This is a genomic window from Pseudoclavibacter sp. AY1H1, from assembly GCF_002931055.1.
GTDB lineage: Bacteria > Actinomycetota > Actinomycetes > Actinomycetales > Microbacteriaceae > Pseudoclavibacter.
The window spans coordinates 1-19,805 of sequence record NZ_PSXX01000020.1; the positions used below are offsets into that span (position 1 = coordinate 1).

14 protein-coding genes are annotated in these 19,805 nt (G+C 70.5%); 5 read left to right on the top strand and 9 right to left on the bottom strand.

The genetic code is table 11. From position 1 onward, the window contains the following. From C5E05_RS19465 to C5E05_RS19490, 6 genes are all read right to left on the bottom strand, one after another. Positions 1-690: alpha/beta fold hydrolase (locus C5E05_RS19465; protein ID WP_146081207.1), on the bottom strand; the 690-nt coding region annotated here is incomplete at its 3' end. Between the two features lie 2 nt (positions 691-692). Beyond that, complete coding sequence (locus C5E05_RS19470; protein WP_104244237.1) at positions 693-1,541, bottom strand: transglutaminase family protein; 849 nt, start codon at positions 1,539-1,541, stop codon at positions 693-695. Beyond that, on the bottom strand, positions 1,538-2,479 hold the full coding sequence (locus C5E05_RS19475; RefSeq protein WP_104244235.1) for an alpha-E domain-containing protein: 942 nt from the start codon (positions 2,477-2,479) through the stop codon (positions 1,538-1,540). Before C5E05_RS19475 ends, C5E05_RS19470 begins: the two co-directional genes overlap by 4 nt. After that, positions 2,473-4,263, bottom strand: coding sequence for a circularly permuted type 2 ATP-grasp protein (locus tag C5E05_RS19480; RefSeq protein ID WP_104244233.1), 1,791 nt, complete (start codon positions 4,261-4,263; stop codon positions 2,473-2,475). The genes C5E05_RS19475 and C5E05_RS19480 overlap by 7 nt, the downstream gene beginning before the upstream one ends. Before the next feature lie 390 nt (positions 4,264-4,653). Next, the gene (locus C5E05_RS19485) at positions 4,654-6,051 is read right to left on the bottom strand and encodes an FAD-binding oxidoreductase (RefSeq protein ID WP_104342891.1); all 1,398 of its coding nucleotides are present in this window, start codon (positions 6,049-6,051) and stop codon (positions 4,654-4,656) included. 506 nt (positions 6,052-6,557) lie between these two features. Continuing rightward, a complete protein-coding gene (locus tag C5E05_RS19490; RefSeq protein ID WP_104342892.1) occupies positions 6,558-11,009 on the bottom strand; it encodes a proline dehydrogenase family protein in 4,452 nt (1,483 codons plus the stop codon). 199 nt (positions 11,010-11,208) lie between these two features. On the opposite strand from C5E05_RS19490, the gene C5E05_RS19495 reads away from it, so the two are divergent. The 3 genes from C5E05_RS19495 to C5E05_RS19505 all read left to right on the top strand — a co-directional run bounded on the left by C5E05_RS19495 (position 11,209) and on the right by C5E05_RS19505 (position 14,733). Then, positions 11,209-12,162: an L-lactate dehydrogenase gene (locus tag C5E05_RS19495; RefSeq protein WP_104244226.1), complete on the top strand. Its 954-nt coding sequence runs from the start codon at positions 11,209-11,211 to the stop codon at positions 12,160-12,162. Between the two features lie 102 nt (positions 12,163-12,264). After that, the gene (locus C5E05_RS19500; RefSeq protein ID WP_104244224.1) at positions 12,265-12,957 is read left to right on the top strand and encodes a YitT family protein; all 693 of its coding nucleotides are present in this window, start codon (positions 12,265-12,267) and stop codon (positions 12,955-12,957) included. Positions 12,958-13,152: 195 nt separating this feature from the next. Beyond that, the gene (locus C5E05_RS19505) at positions 13,153-14,733 is read left to right on the top strand and encodes an amino acid permease (protein ID WP_104342893.1); all 1,581 of its coding nucleotides are present in this window, start codon (positions 13,153-13,155) and stop codon (positions 14,731-14,733) included. Positions 14,734-15,426: 693 nt separating this feature from the next. On the opposite strand, the gene C5E05_RS19510 is transcribed toward C5E05_RS19505, so the two are convergent. Beyond that, positions 15,427-16,386, bottom strand: a complete 960-nt coding sequence (locus C5E05_RS19510; protein ID WP_181058088.1) for a carbohydrate kinase family protein — start codon at positions 16,384-16,386, stop codon at positions 15,427-15,429. 68 nt (positions 16,387-16,454) lie between these two features. Here C5E05_RS19510 and C5E05_RS19515 point away from each other — a divergent pair, with 68 nt between their 5' ends. After that, on the top strand, positions 16,455-16,814 hold the full coding sequence (locus tag C5E05_RS19515; RefSeq protein WP_146080119.1) for a hypothetical protein: 360 nt from the start codon (positions 16,455-16,457) through the stop codon (positions 16,812-16,814). A gap of 205 nt (positions 16,815-17,019) precedes the next feature. Then, positions 17,020-18,195 (top strand): SLC13 family permease, encoded by a 1,176-nt coding sequence (locus C5E05_RS19520; RefSeq protein ID WP_104342894.1) that lies wholly within the window; start codon positions 17,020-17,022, stop codon positions 18,193-18,195. A gap of 3 nt (positions 18,196-18,198) precedes the next feature. Here C5E05_RS19520 and C5E05_RS19525 read toward each other — a convergent pair whose 3' ends face one another. Together C5E05_RS19525 and C5E05_RS19530 are read right to left on the bottom strand one after the other, a co-directional pair. Beyond that, positions 18,199-18,429, bottom strand: a complete 231-nt coding sequence (locus C5E05_RS19525) for a hypothetical protein (protein WP_104300512.1) — start codon at positions 18,427-18,429, stop codon at positions 18,199-18,201. Between the two features lie 82 nt (positions 18,430-18,511). After that, positions 18,512-19,795: an acyltransferase gene (locus C5E05_RS19530; RefSeq protein WP_258064929.1), complete on the bottom strand. Its 1,284-nt coding sequence runs from the start codon at positions 19,793-19,795 to the stop codon at positions 18,512-18,514. Between the last annotated feature and the right edge of the window lie 10 nt (positions 19,796-19,805).

Below are 19,805 nucleotides of genomic sequence, written 5' to 3' on the forward strand. Positions count from 1 at the left end.
ACCCCGCGCCGACCACACGGGCATCTTCGCGATGTCGAAGCACAGCTCGTCGTACGCGAACGCGCGGCGAGCATCCGGGTTGCGGCTCAACCAGAGCAGGCCGGTCTCGTCCGGCTCGAAGCGCTTGTTCAGATTCCCGGCGTTGATGAAGCCCGGCACCGCGAGCGTCGTCCCGGTCAGGATGCACGCGGAGAAGAACGCCGAGTCGTGGGCGAGCAGCTGCTGCGCGAGCAGCGAACCCCACGAATGCCCCTGCAGGATGAGCGGCAGCTTCGGGTACCGGTCGCGCACCCACGCGGAGATGTCCTCGAGCGCCTCGAGCGCGGCCCGGTTCTCGGTCGTGGGAAGCACCGACAGCCCGTGCGCGCCGAGGCCCGTCTGCCCATGGCCGAGATGATCGTGCGCGACGACCGCGTAGCCGGCCGCGACCAGATCGCGCGCGTACGCGTCGTAGCGCATCGCGTGCTCGCCCGAGCCGTGCGACAGGTGGATGACGCCTCGCGGCGACTCGCAGGCCCACTCGTAGACGTGCACGTCGATGCCATGACCGACCGGCACGACGAACGAGGCCGGGGCGCCGGACGGGTCGGGCTTCGGGGCGGCTGGGCCGCGCGCATCCGCCCGCCCCTGCGAGCCGCCGTGCGACCCGCCGGAGGAACCGCCCTGCGAACCCGTGCCCGACCCCGTCATTGCTACGCCTCTCGAGTGATGTCGACCTTCACGAACAGCTGCGAGGAGAACGGGCCCGCGTACACGCCGCGCAGCGGAGGCACGTCGTTGTAGTCGCGGCCACGGCCCACGAGCACGTGGCGCTCGCCGATCGGGATGTCGTTGGTGGGGTCCCAGCCGCGCCACTCGCCGTCCCAGTACTCGATCCACGCGTGGGACTCGCCGCTGACCGTCTCGCCGATCTCGGCGTTCGGCCGCGGGTGCAGGTAGCCGGAGACATAGATGGCCGGGATTCCCGCCGCACGGAGCGCACCGAGTGCGATGTGCGAGATGTCCTGGCAGACGCCGCGCTTGTGCTCCCACGCCTCGGCCGCCGTCGTGCGGACACCCGTCACGCCGCCCTCGTAGGCGACAGCCTCGTACACGAGGTGGAGGATCTCCATCGCGGTGGACGCGGGTCCGGCGTTGGCACCCTTCACCTCAGCGGCGAGCGCCTTCACGTCGTCGGGCGGCATCGTGAGGCGCGTCTGCGCGGTCTGCTCCACGAGCTCGACGCTGCGCAGCCGCTCGCGGGCGAGCTCATCCCAGCTGAGCGACAGCTGACCCGCCTCGGGCCGCTGGCGCACCTCGACGAGGCTCGACGCGGTCAGCGACAGCTCCGAGTGCGGGTTGAGCACCTCGAACGCCGTCACCTTCGTGCCCCAGTAGTCGGAGTAGTTGTGCGTCGACGAATGCGGCGTGACATCGAGGTGTCCGAACAGCACGAACTGGCCGTTGTTGGCCATCGGCAGCATGCGGGCCTCGTTGTACGAGGTCGTGACGTCGCCCTCGTACCGGAAACCGGTGGAGTGGCGGATGCGGATGCGGCTCATGAGTTGTCTCCCACCCAGCTCGGTGCCGTGATCGACGGGAAGTAGCGCTGACGGATCGCCTCGGAAGCCCGGGAGACCGCGTCCTGCACACCATCCATGTAGCGGGGCAGGTCGGCCAGCGTGTCGTGGATGGGGCGGTACTCGAGGTCAGAGGAGATCTGCCCGAGGAGCCGCTGGGCCTGGTCGGTGACGCCGACGCGGCCACCGCGCTCGTGGCGCGGCTGGATGTCGTAGAGGCTCGAGAGGGCCGTCGACACCGAGTACTGGATCGACCGCGGGAACAGGCGGTCGAGCAGCAGGAACTCCGCGGCGTTGGCCGCCGACGGCATGCCGTGGTACGTACGGAGGTACGACTCGTACGCACCGCACGAGCGGAGGATCGTCGTCCACGACGCCCCGGAGGCCTCGGTGAGCGAACGCGTCGCGAGCAGCCGCGCCGTCATGTCGGCACGCTCCAGGGAACGCCCCAGCATCATGAACTGGTATGCGTCGTCACGGCTCGCCGCCGAGTTCACGACACCGACCGCGAGCGCCGAACGCTCGCGAACCCACGCGAACAGGTCGTGCACCTTCTCCTGCCGCACGCTGAACGGCATGCGCGAGTACGTGGCGTTGAGGCACTCCCACAGCTCCGTCGACACGATCTCGCGAGCACGGCGAGCGTTCTCGCGGGCCGCGTTCACCGAGTAGGCGATGGATGCGGGCTGCGAGCGGTCGACCGCGAGGAGGTTCAGGACGTCCGAGCGGGTGAGCTCCGTGTCGGGGTGCACATCCGCCGCCCCCATGACGCTGAGGAGCGAGCGGCAGGCCGTCGCCTCATCGACCCACGGGTCTTCGAGGAGCAGCTGCAGGTGCACGTCCAGGATGCGGGCGGTGCCGTCGGCACGCTCCACATAGCGGCCGATCCAGAAGAGCGACTCGGCGATACGGCTCAGCATGCGTCCGTTCCCTTCGGGTTCTTGCCGGCGGATGCGGCTGCCGGCGACGCTTCAGCGCGCGCCTGCTGCTGTTGCTGCACCTGCTCTGACTGTGAATGCGAGTGCGATTGGGCTTGCGGCTGACGGCCCTGCGTCTGCTGCTGCACCTGCTGCTGGTCGCCGCGCTTCGGGGCGTCCTGCGGCATGTGGTCCTGGCGGTGCGGGATGACGCGCAGCACGCCCGTCACGGGGTGCGGCGTCTCCGACACGTCGGCCTGGTCGTCGAGGAGCTCCTCGACGCCGTGCGGCTGCGGCTTGGAGAAGCTCCGCTCGGCGCCGACCACCCACGTGTCCTTCGACCCGCCGCCCTGGCTGGAGTTCACGACCAGCTGTCCCTCCGGGAGGGCGACGCGAGTGAGGCCACCCGGCAGCACCCACACGTCGTGGCCGTCGTTGATGGCGAACGGGCGCAGGTCCGCGTGGCGCGGCCGCATCCCGTCGTCGACGAGCGTCGGGATGGTCGAGAGCTGCACGACGGGCTGCGCGATCCAGCCGCGCGGGTCGGCGAGCAGCCGCACCCGCATCTCGTCGAGCTCCGTCTTCGAGGCGCTCGGCCCGATCATGAGGCCCTTGCCGCCCGAGCCGTCGACCGGCTTCACGACGAGTTCGTCGAGGCGGTCGAGCACCTCCTCGAGCGCGTCCGGCTCCTCGAGGCGCCACGTGTCGACGTTCGGCAGGATCGCCTCCTCCGACAGGTAGTAGCGGATGAGGTCGGGCATGTACGTGTACACGAGCTTGTCGTCCGCGACGCCGTTGCCGACCGCGTTCGCGATCGTGACGTTGCCGAGGCGCGCCGCCATCATGAGGCCGGGCGAGCCGAGCATCGAGTCGCGGCGGAACTGCAGCGGGTCGAGGTAGTCGTCGTCGACGCGGCGGTAGATGACGTCGACTCGCTGCGGGCCGGCCGTGGTGCGCATCCACACCCGACCGCCCGAGCAGAACAGGTCGCGGCCCTCGACGAGCTCGACGCCCATGAGGCGCGCGAGCAGCGTGTGCTCGAAGTACGCGGAGTTGTAGACGCCGGGGGTGAGGACGACGACCGTCGGGTCCTCGATGCCGTCTGGGGCGGAGGCCCGAAGCGCCCCGAGGAGGCGGTTCGGGTAGTCGCCGACCGGGCGGACGCGCATGCGCGAGAACAGCTCAGGGAGCGTCTGCGCCATGGCACGGCGGTTCGAGATGACGTAGGAGACGCCGGACGGGACGCGCACGTTGTCTTCGAGCACGCGCATCTCGCCGTGCTCGTCGCGGATCAGGTCGATGCCCGACACGTGGATGCGCACGCCGTTGGCCGTGCGGATGCCCTTCGCGACCCGGTGGTAGTGCACAGAGGAGGCGATGAGGCTCGCGGGGATGACGCCGTCCGCGATGGCCCGCTGGTCGCCGTACACGTCGTCGAGGAACGCCTCGAGGGCACGGACGCGCTGCTTGATGCCGGCTTCCGTCTTCTGCCACTCGGCGCGCTCGATGACGCGCGGGACCACGTCGAGCGGGAACGGGCGCTCCTCGCCGGCGAAGTCGAACGTGACGCCCTGGGCGAGGTACGAGTCGGCGAGCGAGTCGGAGCGGTGCCGGATCTGCTCCTGCGTCATCCCCGAGAGGACGTCGTAGAGATCTCGGTATGTGCGCCGCGGATCGAGCTCGCCCTCTGGCGCCTCCCCCATGAACATCTCGTCGAATGGCGGCGACAGCGCCGCTTGGGATTGCCTGGTCAGAGCCTGGCTGTAGCCGTCGAAGAGGTCACCCATGCCCCGAGACTAGTGGACGCAATGTGACGCGCTTGTTTCGCGGAGCGCTCGCCTGGACGGCACGCCCGGGGTCCCGCAGAATTTCCCGTCAATCGAGCAGTTTCCTGGGGCGGCGCGCGTCCGACTTGCGTGATCGTTCCGGCCGAGACCGCCTCCCGAGGCTGCGCAGCGGCCAACCACCACGGATGTTGGCCAGGGCAAGGCGGGCCGGGCGCGGACGGGTGGCGTCAGCCTGCCGCACGCATCCTCCCGTCCGACGCGCCGTTTCAGGGTGGGTTCCACGCCTGCAGATGGCTTGCATCCCATCCCGAAGCGTGGAACTCATCTCGAAACCTGACCGCGTGGGCTGCAGAGCCGCAGACGTGCGCGGCCGGACGGCGCGCCGCCCCGCTACTCTGCGAAGACCTTGCCAGGGTTCAGGAGCCCCTTCGGGTCGAAGAGGCCCTTGATGCCGCGCTGCAGCTCATACTGACGCTCGCCGAGCTCCGCACCGAGCCACTGCCGCTTGAGCACACCGACCCCATGCTCGCCCGTGAGGGTTCCGCCGATCGAGATGGCGTACGTGAACAGCTCGTCGGCCGCATCCCACACCGCCTGCGGGACGACAGGCTCCGCCCGGTCGTAGATGAACGTCGGATGCAGGTTCCCGTCGCCCGCATGCGCGACCGTGACGATCGTCGTCCCGGTGCGGGCAGCGACCTCGTCGATCTTCGCGAACATGTCGGGCAGCCGGTCTCTCGGCACGGAGACGTCCTCCACGAGCACCTGCCCGAGCGCCTCCTTCGCGGCGTACGCCTGCCGCCGAACATCCACGAGCGTGAGCGCCGACTGCGGGTCCGTCGTCATCTCCGCCGCCCCGCCGTTGGCGCCCAGCACCTCGACGATGCCCTCCGCCTCCGCCACCGCGTTCGCCCCATCCGTCTGGATGAGCAGGTACGAGTCGCCGTGAGACGCGAGGTCGACACCCGTGTACGCCGAGACGGCGCGAAGCACGCCCCCATCCATGAGCTCCATGATGGCCGGCTGGATGCCAGACGCGGTCACCGCCGCGGAGGCGCGGGCCGCGCTCCCCACGTCGGGGAAGTACGCGCCGATCGTCGGGACGACCCCATCGACCAGCGGACGCAGCTTGAGCGTGCACTCGACGATCACACCGAGCGTGCCCTCCGAGCCCACCATGAGCGCACACAAATCGAGGCCCGTGACCCCCTTGACCGTGCGATGGCCGACGTCGATGACCGAGCCGTCGATGAGCACGACCTTGAGACCGAGCACTGCCTCGCGAGTCACCCCGTACTTCGCGCACAGCAGCCCGCCAGCGTTCGTCGCGATGTTGCCGCCGACCGACGAGATGTGCTTCGACGCCGGGTCCGGCGCCCACCAGAAGCCGTGCCCCTCGAGCTCCTCGTTGAGAGCGCCGTTGAGGATGCCCGGCTGCACGACGGCCAGCTGGTTCGCCGCCGAGATCTCAAGGACCCGGTTCATGCGCAGCGTCGACAGCACGATCTCGCCAGCGCCGCCCGCGCCCCCGCCAGCGAGGCCGGTTCCGGCCCCGCGCGTGACGATCGGCACCCCGAACTCGCTCGCGATGCGGCACACGGCCTGCACATCCGCGACGGACTCCGCCTCGACCAGCGCCACCGGCACGCCAGCGGCGACCACACCGGAACGATCGACGCGCAGCGGCTCGAGCGCCGCCGGGTCCGTCACCACCCGTCCCGGCAGCTCACGGTGCAGAGATTCGAGTGCGTGCAGGGTGTTTGGCGCTCCGGCGACATCGGCAGACATGCGCTCGATCGTAGGCGAAGCGGATGCGCCCTCGCGAGCCGCGCATCCCGCCGCCACGCGCAGCAGCTACCCCGCGCAGCGTCGCCTCCGCTGACCAACATCAGTGCAAAAACAGCGTCCCAACCCCTCCAACTGGTCTCAAACGCCGAAATCGCACTCATGTTGGACAGCGGTGGCGCAGACGGTCGAGCAGGACCAACAGCAGACCCACGCGGATAGCGGCACGGCGAAGGCCGACTGTCGGCGCATCTCCGGCTCCCTCGCCGGCGCCACTGACCAACATCAGTGCAAAAACAGCGCCCCACCCCCTCCAACTGGCCTCAAACACCGAAATTGCACTCATGTTGGACAGCGGTGGAGCCGACAGCGTGCAGGACCAACAGCGAAGCCCCGCGGACCGGAGCACCCACGCCCCGGAGTCCGCTGCGTCGCTGCGTCGCTGGGCAGCTGGGCAGCTGGGCAGCTGACAGCTGACCCCTGCGTCGCTGCCCGCTACGTCAGCGCGCCTACCCGCGGGACTTCGTGGGGCCCTGCGTGATGGGCGCGTCCGGATCGAACGTCTGCTCGTACGGGAAGAGCTGCTGCATGCGCAGGTCCGGATGCCCGCCGCGGTGCGCCGTGATGGAGATCGCCTGCTCGCGGAGGAACGGGAGCGCCTCGATGCGACCGGCCGGCGTGACCTCATCCGACCAGATGGAGATGTCCGGATCGCCTTCGAGGGCGTCGCAGAACTCACGCCGCTTGCCGCCGACGAGGCGCACGCGCAGCGTCTCGATGCCGCCGGCCCTCGCCCGCTCGGCGAACTCCGCATCCGTCTCTCGCCGCACCGTCAGATTCTGGGCCTGCAGTTCGGCGAGCACCGCATCTGGCACCTCGATGCCGGAGGTGATGAGCGGCTTCGAACGCACGATGCGAGCCGCGACGACGGTGCGGATGAGGTCGGCGAGCGTCGCGTCCTCGGCGGCACGGATCGTGGCCTGCACCGGGATGTACCGCATGAGGTTGCGCTCGAACCCCAGATTCGAGACGTCGGAGACCTCCCCGAACTCCTCGTTGAAGGCGATCTGGTCGCTCAGCGAGGCACGGCGCAGGCGGTCGAAGGTCTCGTAGTCCATGAAGGGAGCAGCCGACTCGATGAGGGCCGTCGCCTGCTCGTCGATGCCCCTCAGGTGCAGCGTCTGCGACTGCTCGCCGTGGTTCGGACGCCACGTGCCGAGGGAGAGCAGCGAGTTGGGGCCGCCGAACTTCGTCGCCGTGCCGACCATGGAGCGCAGCCAGCCGCCGAACGGCTGACGCTGGGGAGTGTTGCCGAGGATGTCGCGGTTCACGTAGAGGTTGCCGGCCTCCACTCGCCGCAGCCACTCGGCGATCTCCGTCCGGTCGAGCGAGTGGATGCCCGCCGTCAGCCCGTACTGGGTCGAGTTCTGCAGGCGGATCGCCTCGTCGAGCGTGAGCGTGTGCATGACGCTCAGGACAGGACCGAAGAACTCGGTGACGTGCTGGTAGCTCCCTGGCTTCACGCCGGCGCGGATGCCGGGCGACCACAGGCGCCCGGTGTCGTCGAGCTGCCTCGGCTCGACGAGCCACGACTCTCCTTCGCCGAGGGAGCTGAGCGCGAAGCGCAGCTGCGAGTCCGGCGGGGACACGAGGGGGCCGACGACGGCGCCGGGGTCGCTCGGGTAGCCGATGCGCAGGGAGGCGACGGCGTCGGCGAGCTGCTCGTGGAAGCGCTTCGAGCGGGCCACGGAGCCGACGAGGATGACGGTGCCCGCATGCCCCGGGCGCTGTCCCGCGCTGAGGAACGCGCTGCGTGCGACGTCGAGCGCGGCCCGGTCGAGGTCGGCGCTCGGCGTGATGATCATGGAGTTCTTGCCGCTCGTCGCGGCGATGAGCGGCAGGTCGGGACGCCAGCGCAGGAACGAGCGGGCCGTCTCCCAGTTGCCGCTGAGCAGCACCCGCTGCACGCGGTCGTCGGTGATGAGCATCTGCCCGAGCTGCTCGTCGGAGAGGAGGCTCTCGTCGCAGATCGCGAGCTGCACGAGGTCGCGCGGGATGTCCGCGTCCCACAGCACCTCCGCGAAGACCGCCGCCGTGCGGCGCGTTCGAGGTGACGGCTTCAGCACGACCGCGCTGCCGGCGGCGAGCGCCTGCGCCGTGTGGCCTGCGCTGCCTGCGACTGCCGGGACCCAGGAGGGCGTGACGACGGTCACCGCGACGGGTTCGAAGTCGGCCCCCTGCATGCGGTCGAGCTGGCGTGCGAGGTGCGCGTAGTAGTTCGCGAGGTCGACGCAGCGGCTCACGTCGGCGTCGACGTCGGGCAGCGGGGTCCCCGTCTCGGAGACGGCCACCTCGATGAGGCGCGCCCGGTTCGCTTCGAGGGCCTTCGCCACCTTCTCGAGCACCGCTGCCCGCTCCCAGCCCGGCTTCTGTGCCCACGGCTCGGCCGCACGCTCTGCCCGCGAGAGCAGCGCATCCACGTCGCCCGGCTCGTGCAGCAGGTGCCGTTCGACCTCGTCGATGCCGAGTTCGCTGCGCGGCACGCGGCGCTGGATGGAGAGGAGCCACTCGCGGTTGCTGGCGAGCGAAGGGTCGGTGCCTGGCGCGTTCCTGAACGTGTTGCGCAGCAGCCTGCCGCGCTTCAGGCCGAGCACCACCTCGGTGAGGCGGGGGCTCGGCCCGGTGTCGGCAGGGTTCTCGGTGACCTCTTCCTCGTCGTCGATGACGGGCTTCGACGCTGGCTTCAGCTTCTTCACTCGCGCGGGCCGTTCGGCCGCTGGCTCCTCGTCCTCGAAGAGGCCCTCGGGGAAGAGCTCGAGCTGGATGCTGGCCGTGACGGTCGCGGCGTCGTCCGCGAGCACGCGGTCCTGCTCGCGGTTGGGCCCGGAATCGATCTGCCGCATGCGCGCCGTCGCGCTGAGGAGGCGCTCGTCGTCGGGATGCACGGCGTCGGCCGGGAGGCCGGCGGTGGCAGCGGGTGCGCCCTCGGCTGGGTCCGCCCCGAGCTGCCTGGCCCGCACGTCCACCCGGTGCTGCAGATAGCTGGCCGCGTGGCGCTGCGTGCTGCCCGTGATGACGGGCGTTCGCTCGACGACCTCCACCCCTGCCGAGCGGATGCGACCGAGCGTCGCCTCGTCGCTCGATCGCGGCATGACGACGCGCACCGGCCTCGGCAGGCCTCGCGCCTTCGCGATGGCCGCGGCGAGCGCGACGTCGCGGAGTGCATCCGCCTCGACCTCGACCCTGAACGCCGCGGCGTGGTCGATGGCGAGGGCCTCGTCGAGGAGGCGCGCGAAGTTGGCGTCGACGTCGGCCTCGGACGCGTAGGTCGCGAGGCGCCAGCCGTTGATCACGGCCTCGGCGCGTTCGAGCTCGTGGTTCGCGTCTCTGGTGATGGCGACCGTGATGTCGGAGCCGAGGTCCTCGCGTCGCATGTGCGCCCACCCGCCGATGCGGCGCAGCAGGCCGGTCGTCTCGGGGAACTGCGCCGGCAGGGAGATGCCGACGTGCAGGCCGCGCAGCTCCTCCTGCTCGAAGGCGCGCATGAACGCCTGCACGGTCAGCTCGAGGTCGGCCGAGGACTGCGTACGCAGCATGATCAGCGGCGGGGTCGGGGCAGTGAGCGCCGCGCGTCCGAGCGCGGCGAGCTTGAAGACGACCCGTTCGAGGGTGCCGTCGAAGTCCCAGAGGGCCGGCTGCGCCTCGATGTCCGCGACGCGCAGCTCGAGCTCGCGAACCTGACCAGCGGCGAGCAGCTGCGTGTAGGTCTCGAGGCTCGCGTTCGAGCCGCGCTCGCCGAGCACAGCGTCGCCGAGGAGGCGGATGCGCGGCACCGCTCCCCTGGAGGCTGCGCGCTCGGTGGCGGCGGAGATCTCGGCGGGCACGTTGCGGACGGTGTCGTCGCCGAAGAACGCCGACGTGGCGCGGCGCATGAGCGGGACTGCGAGCCACGGCACGCCGGGACCCGCGAAGGCGCCGAGCTGGAACGCGCGCTTCGTGCCAGGCGAGAGGCTCGCGGGGAGCTTCGGCGCGAGGTCGCCGAGGCCGTTGCCGGCTGCGATGGCGTCGTCGGGTCGGATGACGTCGTCGATGAGGGAGCGCAGGAAGTCTGCTCCGTCTGGTCCGCTGAGCACGCGATCCAGCTCGGAGGTCGTGTCGGCGCGGCGTCTCGCCCTGGCGCTCGAGGCGGCCTCGACTGCGGCCGCGCGCTGCGCGTCGGAGGCGGCGAGCTGCTCGCGCCAGCCGCGCAGCGTCGCGAGGGCCGCGGGCAGGGCCTCCGAGACGGGCACGTCGCGGAGCTGCGTCACGACGGGCATCGCCGCGGTGGGCGGGGCGGCGTCGACCGGAGCCTTGCGCGCTGGGGCGGCTGGTTCTGCCGAGGTGGGCGGGGTCCCCGGCGCTGCGGGGCCCGCTGTTCGCGATGCGGCTCGGGACGCGTCGCTCGCGTCGCGGTCGCCCGTCGCCGTGCGCCCCTCGGCTCGCAGGGCTGCGACGATCGAGTCGTCGACGGCGACGGTGCGCTCTGCGACGGGACCAGCGGCGTCGGGACCAGCGGTGCCGGCGACACCCGCCCCATCGGCACCGTCGCTCGCGGCGTCCCGGTCGCTCGAGGCCGTCCGGCCCTCCGCGCGCAGTGCACGCACGATCGAGTCATCCACCGTCACGGTCTCGTCCGGCGAGAGCTGCCCGGCGGGCGAACCGGCCCCCGGGAGCGCCGACTCGCTCGAGGCGGACACGGACGACTCGGGGTCTGCATCCGCTCCGCCGTCGCGCTTCGCGAGCACCTGCTTCACGAAATCGGCGCGCTGCACCCGCCTGGCGTCGACCTCCTCGAGTCCGCGAGCGCGGCGGTCGCCATCGCCGCGGTCGTTCGCACCGGTGCCACGGTCGTTCGCACCGGCATTCGGGGAAGTCGCGCCGTCGTGCCGTGATTCTTCACTGGGTTCCGACGGGATGCGCATGCGAACGAGCGTAACCAGCGCACCTTCGGGCCAACCCGAGCCGCGCCGCGACACGCCGCAGTGCGCCGGGCCGCGCCCATACGATCAGAGCGTTGCCGACCGAAGCGACGGTCGACGCCGCGTTGCTCAGCGTTCGTCTGCCCGTGACGGTCTCCTCAGTCAGCGTCTCCGTCGCGGAGGCTTCGTGGAAGGAAGCACCATGCCAGTGCAGAAGCAGTCCAAGGTCGCCATCGTCGGAGCCGGCAGCGTCGGCACCTCGCTCGCGTACGCCTGCCTCATCCGCGGTGTCGCGCGTGAGATCACGCTCTACGACATCGACACGAAGAAGGTCGAGGCGGAGGTGCTCGACCTCGCCCACGGCACCCAGTTCACGGGCTCGAGCGTCATGACCGGCTCGAGCGACATCACGACCGTGGCCGGCGCCGACGTCGTCATCATCACTGCCGGTGCCAAGCAGAAGCCGGGGCAGACGAGGCTCGACCTCGTCGGCGTGAACGTCGGCATCCTCGAGTCGCTCATGCCGCGACTCGTGGAGCTCGCCCCCGACGCCGTGTTCGTGCTCGTCACGAACCCCTGCGACGTGCTCACGGTCGTCGCCCAGCGCATCTCCGGCCTGCCGCCGGGGCGTGTCATCTCCTCGGGAACCGTGCTCGACACCTCCCGCCTCCGCTGGATCATCGCGAAGCTCGCCGGTGGCCTCGCCCCCACGAGCGTGCACGCCACCATCGTCGGCGAGCACGGCGACAGCGAGTTCGCCCTGTGGTCGCAGGCGACGATCGGGCCCGTGCCGATCCTCGACTGGGAGCGCGACGGCGAGCGCCCCTTCACCGAGGAGACGCTCGAGAGCATCACGAACGACGTGCGCACCGCCGCCTACAAGGTCATCGAGGGCAAGGGCGCCACGAACTACGCGATCGGCCTGTCCGGGGCGCGCATCGCCGAGGCGATCGTCAACGACGAGCACGCCATCATGCCCGTCTCCACGCTCCTGCAGGGGCAGTGGGGCATCGACGACGTCGCCATCTCCACCCCCGTCATCGTCAGTGCGCGAGGCGTTGAGCGCATCCTCGACACCCCCATGTCGCCGAGCGAGCTCGAGAAGTTCCTCGCCTCGGCTGAGGAGATCCGCTCGACGGTGCGCTCCGTCAGCTAGGTGCGCGCCGTCAGCTAGGCCGGACGCGGGCAGGAGCACCCACCCATCCACTCTTCCGGAGTGGACCGCGATACCCGCGCGCGCTGAGGCTTAGATACACGGATGCGCTCCATCGTCCGCCTGCCCCGCCGCGCCACGCAGCTCACCGTCGGCCTCTTCCTCTACGGCTTCGCGATCGCCATGATCGTGCGCGGCGAGCTGGGCGTCTCGCCCTGGGACGTGCTGACGCTCGGCGTCCAGGTGCAGTCCGGGCTGCCGTTCGGGCTCATCACGGTGCTCATCAGCGTCGTCGTGCTGTGCCTGTGGATCCCGCTCCGGCAGCGGCCCGGCTTCGGGACCCTCGCGAACGCGCTGCTCGTCGGCCCCTTCGCCGACCTGGGGCTGTGGATCATCCCACCCGGCCTCGACCTGTGGTGGCGCATCCTGCTGCTCGCCGGCGGCATCCTGACCCTGGGCCTCGCGACGGGCCTCTACATCGGCGCCCTCTTCGGCCCGGGGCCGCGCGACGGCCTCATGACGGGCCTGCACCGGGTGACCGGATGGCGCATCTGGATCGTGCGCACGAGCATCGAGGTCGTCGTGCTCGCCATCGGGTGGATGCTCGGCGGAGACGTGGGCATCGGCACCGTCGCGTTCGCGCTGCTCATCGGACCCATCTGCGGCGTCACGATCCGCTGGTTCACGGTCGACGTGGGAGACGCGGCCAAGTCGGAGACTCCACTGGAGCGTGACGTGCGCGGCAGCGTCGCGCCGAGCGACCCCGAGATGCTGCCGGGCGACTCGCCCGCGAGCTGACGCGCACCGCCATCCCGGACGGGCCCAGTCCCACCCCGCCGCGTCACTTATGAACACAAGGTGAACGGGACACGCGCAGGGCCCTACCCTTGCTCGGTACCGACCTCGAGGCGCCCGCCGCGCTCCTCCCCCACGTGCTGAGTCCTCAGCGAGCACGTGACGCCCGGGGCCCCTTCACCAGGAGAAACGTGATCCATGACGTCCCCAAGCGCTGACGGCAAGATTCCCGAAGGCGCAGCAGCGCCTCACACCGAGGCCGTCTTCACCGAGAAGGGCCGCGATCTCAGCGAACGCGGCCACCAGCGCGGCAACGGCCGCCCCGTCGAGCAGGGCGAGGCCCTCGCGAATACGCTCAAACCGCGCCACCTGTCGATGATCGCGCTCGGCGGCGTCATCGGCGCTGGCCTGCTGGTCGCCTCCAGCACCGCGATCCTCGCCGCCGGACCCGCCGTGATCCTCGCCTACGCCCTCGCCGGCGTCGTCGTCGTCCTCGTCATGCGGATGCTCGGCGAGATGGCATCGATCTCCCCCGAGACGGGCTCCTTCTCCGCCTACGCGACCCGATTCATCGGCCCGTGGGCCGGCCTCTCCATCGGCTGGCTCTACTGGTGGTTCTGGGTGGTCGTCGTCGGCATCGAGGCGACCGCGGCCGCCGTCATCATCAGCGGCTGGCTGCCTGAGGTCCCCCAGTGGATCCCCGCGCTCATCATCACGCTCGTGTTCCTCATCGCGAACCTCATCAGCGTGAAGTCGTTCGGCGAGTTCGAGTTCTGGTTCGCGTCGATCAAGATCGTCTCGATCATCATCTTCATCATCGTCGGCGCGCTCCTCATCGCGCACGTCATCCCCAACAACACGGCCACATTCGGCAACCTGGCGCCAGCAGACGGCGGATTCGCGCCGTTCGGCGTCGCGGGCATCCTGGCTGCCCTCCTCCCCGTCATCTTCTCGATGTTCGGCGCCGAGGTCGCGACGATCGCCGCCGGCGAATCCGAGCAGCCGGCGCAGGCCGTCCGCAAGGCCGTCAACTCGGTCGTCTGGCGCATCCTGCTCTTCTACATCGGGTCGATCCTCGTGGTGCTCATCGTGCTGCCCTGGGACCAGATCACGGCAGGCGTGAGCCCCTTCGTGACCATGCTGAACGCGGCGGGCATCGGCTGGGCGGCCCTCGCGATGGACATCATCGTGCTCTCCGCGCTGCTCTCCACCCTCAACGCCTCCCTCTACACGGCATCCCGTATGGCGTTCTCCCTCTCCCGCCGCGGCGAAGCCCCCAAGGCGTTCCGGAAGGTCTCGAAGCGCGGCACCCCGTACGTCGCGATCCTCGCCTCCGCCGTCGTCGGCCTCCTCTCGGTCGTCCTCAACTACACGACCCCCGAGTACGTCTTCTCGTTCCTCGTGAACTCGACGGGCGCCGTCGCGATCTTCGTGTGGATCGTCATCGCCGTCTCCCAGCTCCGCTCGCGCCGGATCCTCGCGGAAGACGCCGTCGCGGCCGGCGAGGACCCGAACGAAGCGGCGAAGGGCAGCATCCGCATGTGGGGCTTCCCGTGGCTCACCTGGGTGGTCATCATCGCCCTGTCCGCGCTGCTCATCTACATGTTCTTCGCGGGAGAGACGCGCCTCATCGAGGTGACCACGAGCTTCGTCATCGCCGGCATCTCGATCGTCGCGGGCGTCTACGTGCAGCGCAAGCAGAAGCGCGAGCGCGCGGCGGCGGCCGTGGCTTCGCGTTCCTCGGGCTCGGGCTCGGGCTCGGCGAGTTCTGCGGAGTAGCTCGTCCCCCGCAGCGAGCTCTCTCCAAGGTGCGCGCTCTCGGGGTCGAGCGATGCACTCGGGGCCGGGTTCCTGCGGGGCCCGGGTTCCTGCGGGGGGGGTAGCCCTCTCGGGGCCGGCTCTCTCGGGCGCGGACTCTCTCGGGATGGGTTCCACGCATGCGGATGGGTTGCAAGCCATCCGCAGGCGTGAAAGCCATCCCGAAAGTGGGGAGATCGACAGAGAGATCGCCAGACGTCCCGACTCGGGAGAGTAAAAGCTCGAATCGGGATGCGACCCACGCGTCCGGATGCCTCACGCCGCGAGCTCTCTCGAGGGCCGGCTCTCGCGGGCGCGGACTCTCTCGAGGGCCAGCTCTCTCGGGATGGGTTCGGCGCATGCGGATGGGTTGCAAACCATCCGCAGGCGTGAAAGCCATCCCGAAAGTGGGGAGATCGGCAGAGAGATCGGCAGACGTCCCGACTCGGGTGAGTGAAAAGCTCGAATCGGGATGGGACCCACGCGTCCGGATGCCTCACGCCGCGGGCGCTCTCGAGGGCCGGCTCTCTCGGGGCCAGCTCTCTCGGGATGGGTTCCACGCATGCGGATGGGTTGCAAGCCATCCGCAGGCGTGAAAGCCATCCCGAAACGGCGGGCAGGGAGACGGGCGCGGCGGCGCGCAGCGCGCAGCGCGCAGCGCGCAGCGGCAGCGGCCTACGCGTCCGCGGCGGGCGGCAGGTCGTCGTCGGCCGCGAGGAAGCTGCCCGTGACGCGGACCGTCGCGGCGGCGACCGTCATGGCGCGCTGCAGGATGCGCCGCGCATCCGCCACATCTTTCGGGATGCCACCCTGCGCGATCGACGCGACAGCGGTCGCGAACACCGCGTCGCCCGCGCCCATGGTGTCGACGATGTCACCGGGCAGGTCGACGATCGGCTCGGCGACGTCGATGCCGGCCCGGTTCACCCAGCGGCCGCCGCGCGTGCCCTCGGTCGCGAGGACGTGGGTCGCGCCGAGGTCGAGCATGTCGCTGGTCGCCTCGTCGAGGGGCGCGTCGAAGAGCAGGTCGGCGTCGTTGTCGGACAGGTGCGCGAAGAGAGCACTCGACACGTGCCGTTCGAAGTTGTCGAGGAACGCGCCCGCGTCCTCCACGAGCCCGAGCCGCGGGTTGGGGTCGAGAAGCAGCCGCTCCTGCGGTCGGATGACCGCCTCGAGCAGGCGCCGGTGCTGCTTCTTGTCGTCGAACGCGAAGCCGGAGATCGCGACGAACGGCGCGGCCCGGATGAGAGCGACCTGCTCGTCGTCGAAGCGGATGCGCCGCGCCCTCGCGGCGTCGTCGAACGTGTACAGGGGCTCCCCGTCGGCGGACTCGCCGACGGCTCGCCCGGTTCCGGCGAGCGAGACGGACGGCGCGAACTGGATGCCGCACCTGTGGAGGTGGTCGCGGATGCGCAGCCCGTCCGGGTCATCGCCGATGCTGGCGATGAGCGCGATGGGCACGCCGAGGCGAGCGAGCGCCATCGCCACGTTGAGCGCCGAGCCGCTCACGTAGCTGCGGCTCGTGAGCCCGCCGCGCGCCTCGGTCTCCCGCAGTTCGGTCACGATGGCATCGCCGACGACGACGACTGGCGCGTCCGAGGTCGGCCGGGTCTTCGCTGTGGGTTTGCTGCTCATGCCCCCGATTGTGCCTTGCATGGATGGACCCTGACTGTCTGCGCGAAGTGCACGCCTATCCTCGTTGCATGTCCACTCCAGCAACCAGTCGAGAAGCAGCGCATGTGCTGCTCGACGCCGTCTCCGTCACGGAAGTCTCTCCGGACGCGGCGGCGCTCGCGTACGAGCGCCTCGTCGAGGTCGGCGCGTTCGTCGTGAAGGTCGAGCAGGGGCAGGGACTCGACGCCGACACGGACCCGGATGCGGAGCAGCCCGTCGATGGCGGCCCCAACCAGGTCAAGGTCAACATCGAGCTCTCGAACCTGCTCCACGCGAACTACATGACCCTCGACTGGCTCATCGAGGAGCTCGCACATGCGCGCAACGCGACGCGCGACGACATCATCATCGCGCTGCGCGAGCACCTCGACAGCGTCGCCGCGAAGTAGCCGCGCTTCCCGCGCTCCCCGCGTTCCCGGCGCATCCGCGAGCGAAAACGGGCGGGTCGGATAGGCCGGGCCGGGAACGGACGCGCAGCCCGCTCACGATGACGGCCGCTCTCCGCGCAGGAACATCCCCGTTCGAGGTCATGCTCGAATCCTACGAGCGGACTCCGACATCCCAAGCGCCTCGCGGGCCTATGCTTGCTCCGCCATGGCAGAGTCCCGCGTCGCCCGCGTCGCCCCCATCATCGCCACCGCCGTGCTCGTCGTCGCGGCGGTCGTCGTCGCGGCCTTCGGAGTGCTCCCGGCCCCTGAGCTGCTGGAGCTGGGCGAGCGTGTGGTCCCCGTCCTCGCGTTTGTCGTCGGCATCACGATCGTCGCGGAGCTCGCGAGCGACGCCGGGGTCTTCTCGGTGCTCGCCGATCGGCTCGCGAAGCTCGGGCGAGGGCGCCTGTGGCTGCTGTGGACGCTCGTCCTGCTGCTCGCCACCGTCAGCACCGCCTTCCTCTCGCTCGACACGACCGCCGTGCTCGTGACGCCCGTCGTCGTGCTGCTCGCCGTGCACGTCGGCGTCTCGCCGATCCCGTTCGCGCTCGCGACGGTGTGGCTCGCGAATACCGCCTCCCTCTTCCTCCCGGTCTCGAACCTCACGAGCCTGCTCGCTGCCCGCTCCTTCGAGGGTGGGCCCTTGCAGTTCCTTGCGATCACGTGGGCCCCTGCACTCGTGGGCGTGCTCGCGAGCGCAGCCATCCTGTCGTTCGTCTTCCGGAGGGAACTCGACCGCCGCTACCGGATGCCGACCCCGACGAGCATCCACGACCGCCCGCTTCTGATCTTCGCCGCCGTGGTCACCGCCCTGCTCCTCCCGGCGCTCGTCACCGGCGTCGAGGTGGCGATCCCGGCTGGAGTCGCCGCGCTGCTGCTCATCGTCGCCTTCGCCGTCCGCCGCCGCGGGGCGCTGCGCTTCGGGCTCGTGCCGTGGCAGGCGCTGGGCATCGCAGGCTCGCTGTTCGTGCTGGTGGAGGCGGCCCACGCGCACGGCCTGAGCGAGCTGCTCGCCGCGGTCTCGGGAAGCGGCGACGACCCGCTGAGTCTCCTGCAGCTCTCCGCGATCGGTGCCGCGAGCGCCAACGGCATCAACAACCTGCCCGCCTATCTGGCACTCGAGCCGGTGGCCGACAGCCCGGCTCGCCTCGTGGCGCTGCTCATCGGGGTCAACCTCGGCCCGCTCGTCACGCCGTGGGCGTCGCTCGCCACGCTGCTCTGGCACGAGCGTCTCGTGGCGCTCGGCGTGACGATCTCGTGGCTCCGCTTCGTGGCCCTCGGGCTGGTCGGCGTCGCTCTCATCGTCCCGCTCGCGACGCTGGCCCTCGCGGCCACGATCTGACGCCTACTTCTTCTTTCGCGCCAGGTCGTCGAACGCGGCTTGCAGGGCGATCGCGAAGCCGACGCCGATCGCGACGCCCATGAAGAGGAACGCGATCGTGAACCCGGCGCTCATCGAGAGGATGACGGAGATCACGGCGCCGATCGCAACACCGATCGCGATGCCGAGGGCCCACGGCACGAGGCGGGGACGATAGCTGCTGACGGGGTCTTCGCCTTGCTTCGGTGCGGTCACGGTCGCCTCCGGTCCTCGTCGAGAGCTGTGCGCCAAGTCTGGCGGGTCGATCGCCCTGCCCACGAGCGGTGGCGGCGAACCGTCAGGTTCCCCTCGGCCGTTGCACAGGCGCGCGTGACGGCCAGCGCCCGAGCAGGAGGATGGCGGCGCTCAGCAGCACCGTGCCGGTCGCGGCGAGGGGCAGGTCCATGAGGAACTGCAGCACGAGGAACGACGGCGTGAAGGCGCAGGCCACGGCCAGTGCGACCACCAACCCCGGCGGAGTGCGCCCCACCTCCCGCGGCATCTCCCACCGCCCCACGATGAACGACAGCCCGTAGACCGAGATGAGCACGACGAGGAAGTACGGGATGCGGCTCCACCACCACGCCGTGGAGCCAGGCTCGGGTGCCGCGCCCGGGATGAGGAGCGCGAGACCTGAGACGAGAAGGATCATGGGCAGGTGCCAGAGGTAGATCGTCATGAGCCGAGACCCGACGAGGAACACGACCGCGCGCGCTCCCGACGTCTCCATGAGCCTCGCCAGCGCCGGCCTCAGGAGACGCAGGATGCACGCCTGTGCGACGGCGAGCACCACGAGCGGGAGCGTCGCCGGGTTGAGGTTGAAGAGCATGTCCGGCGAGTAGGGGCCGAGCGTCGTGAGCGGTGCGAGCGACGCGTACGCCAGGACGGCGATGGCCAGGAGCGTGAGCGGGTGCCGCCGGTCGAGCCACCCGTCGGCGAACCAGAATCCCAGCTGCTGCACGAGCACCCACACGAAGAACAGGTTGAGGAGGCCCACCTCGGCAACGCCAGTCGCGAAGCGGGCCGCGTCGACCGCGATCACGCTGGCGAGCAGGACGCCCAGGGTGCTCCGCGGGGCGCGGGCGTGCCAGCCAGCCATCCACGGCACGACTGCCTGGCACAGCGTGTACGCGGCGAGGAACCACAGGGGTGTGCCGGCACCGGATGCGGCCAGGTCGACGAGCGCCGGGTCGAGTCCGGCGAGCGTGGCCGCACCGATGCCGACGAGGAAGAAGGCGTACAGGGGCAGCGCCGGCTGAGCCAGCCTGAGCACCCGCGAGCGCACGTAGTCCGCCGGCGTCGAGCCGCGACGCACGGCACTGCGCCAGGCCGTGATCGACGCGAAGCCTCCGACGACGAAGAACAGCGGCATGATCTGCCCGGCCCAGGTGGCGAGCGCGAACCAGGGCTGGGCTTCGAGCGGACGGGACGCGACCAGCTGCCCGCTCGCATCCGCACCGAGGCCGACCATGAGGAGGTGGATGAGGACCACGAGCAGCACGCAGAACACGCGCGCGAGGTCGAGCGTCAGGTCGCGCTTGGCGAGGTCGACGGCCACCACCTGCTGTCTCGGCTCGGCCACGTCGCCGCCC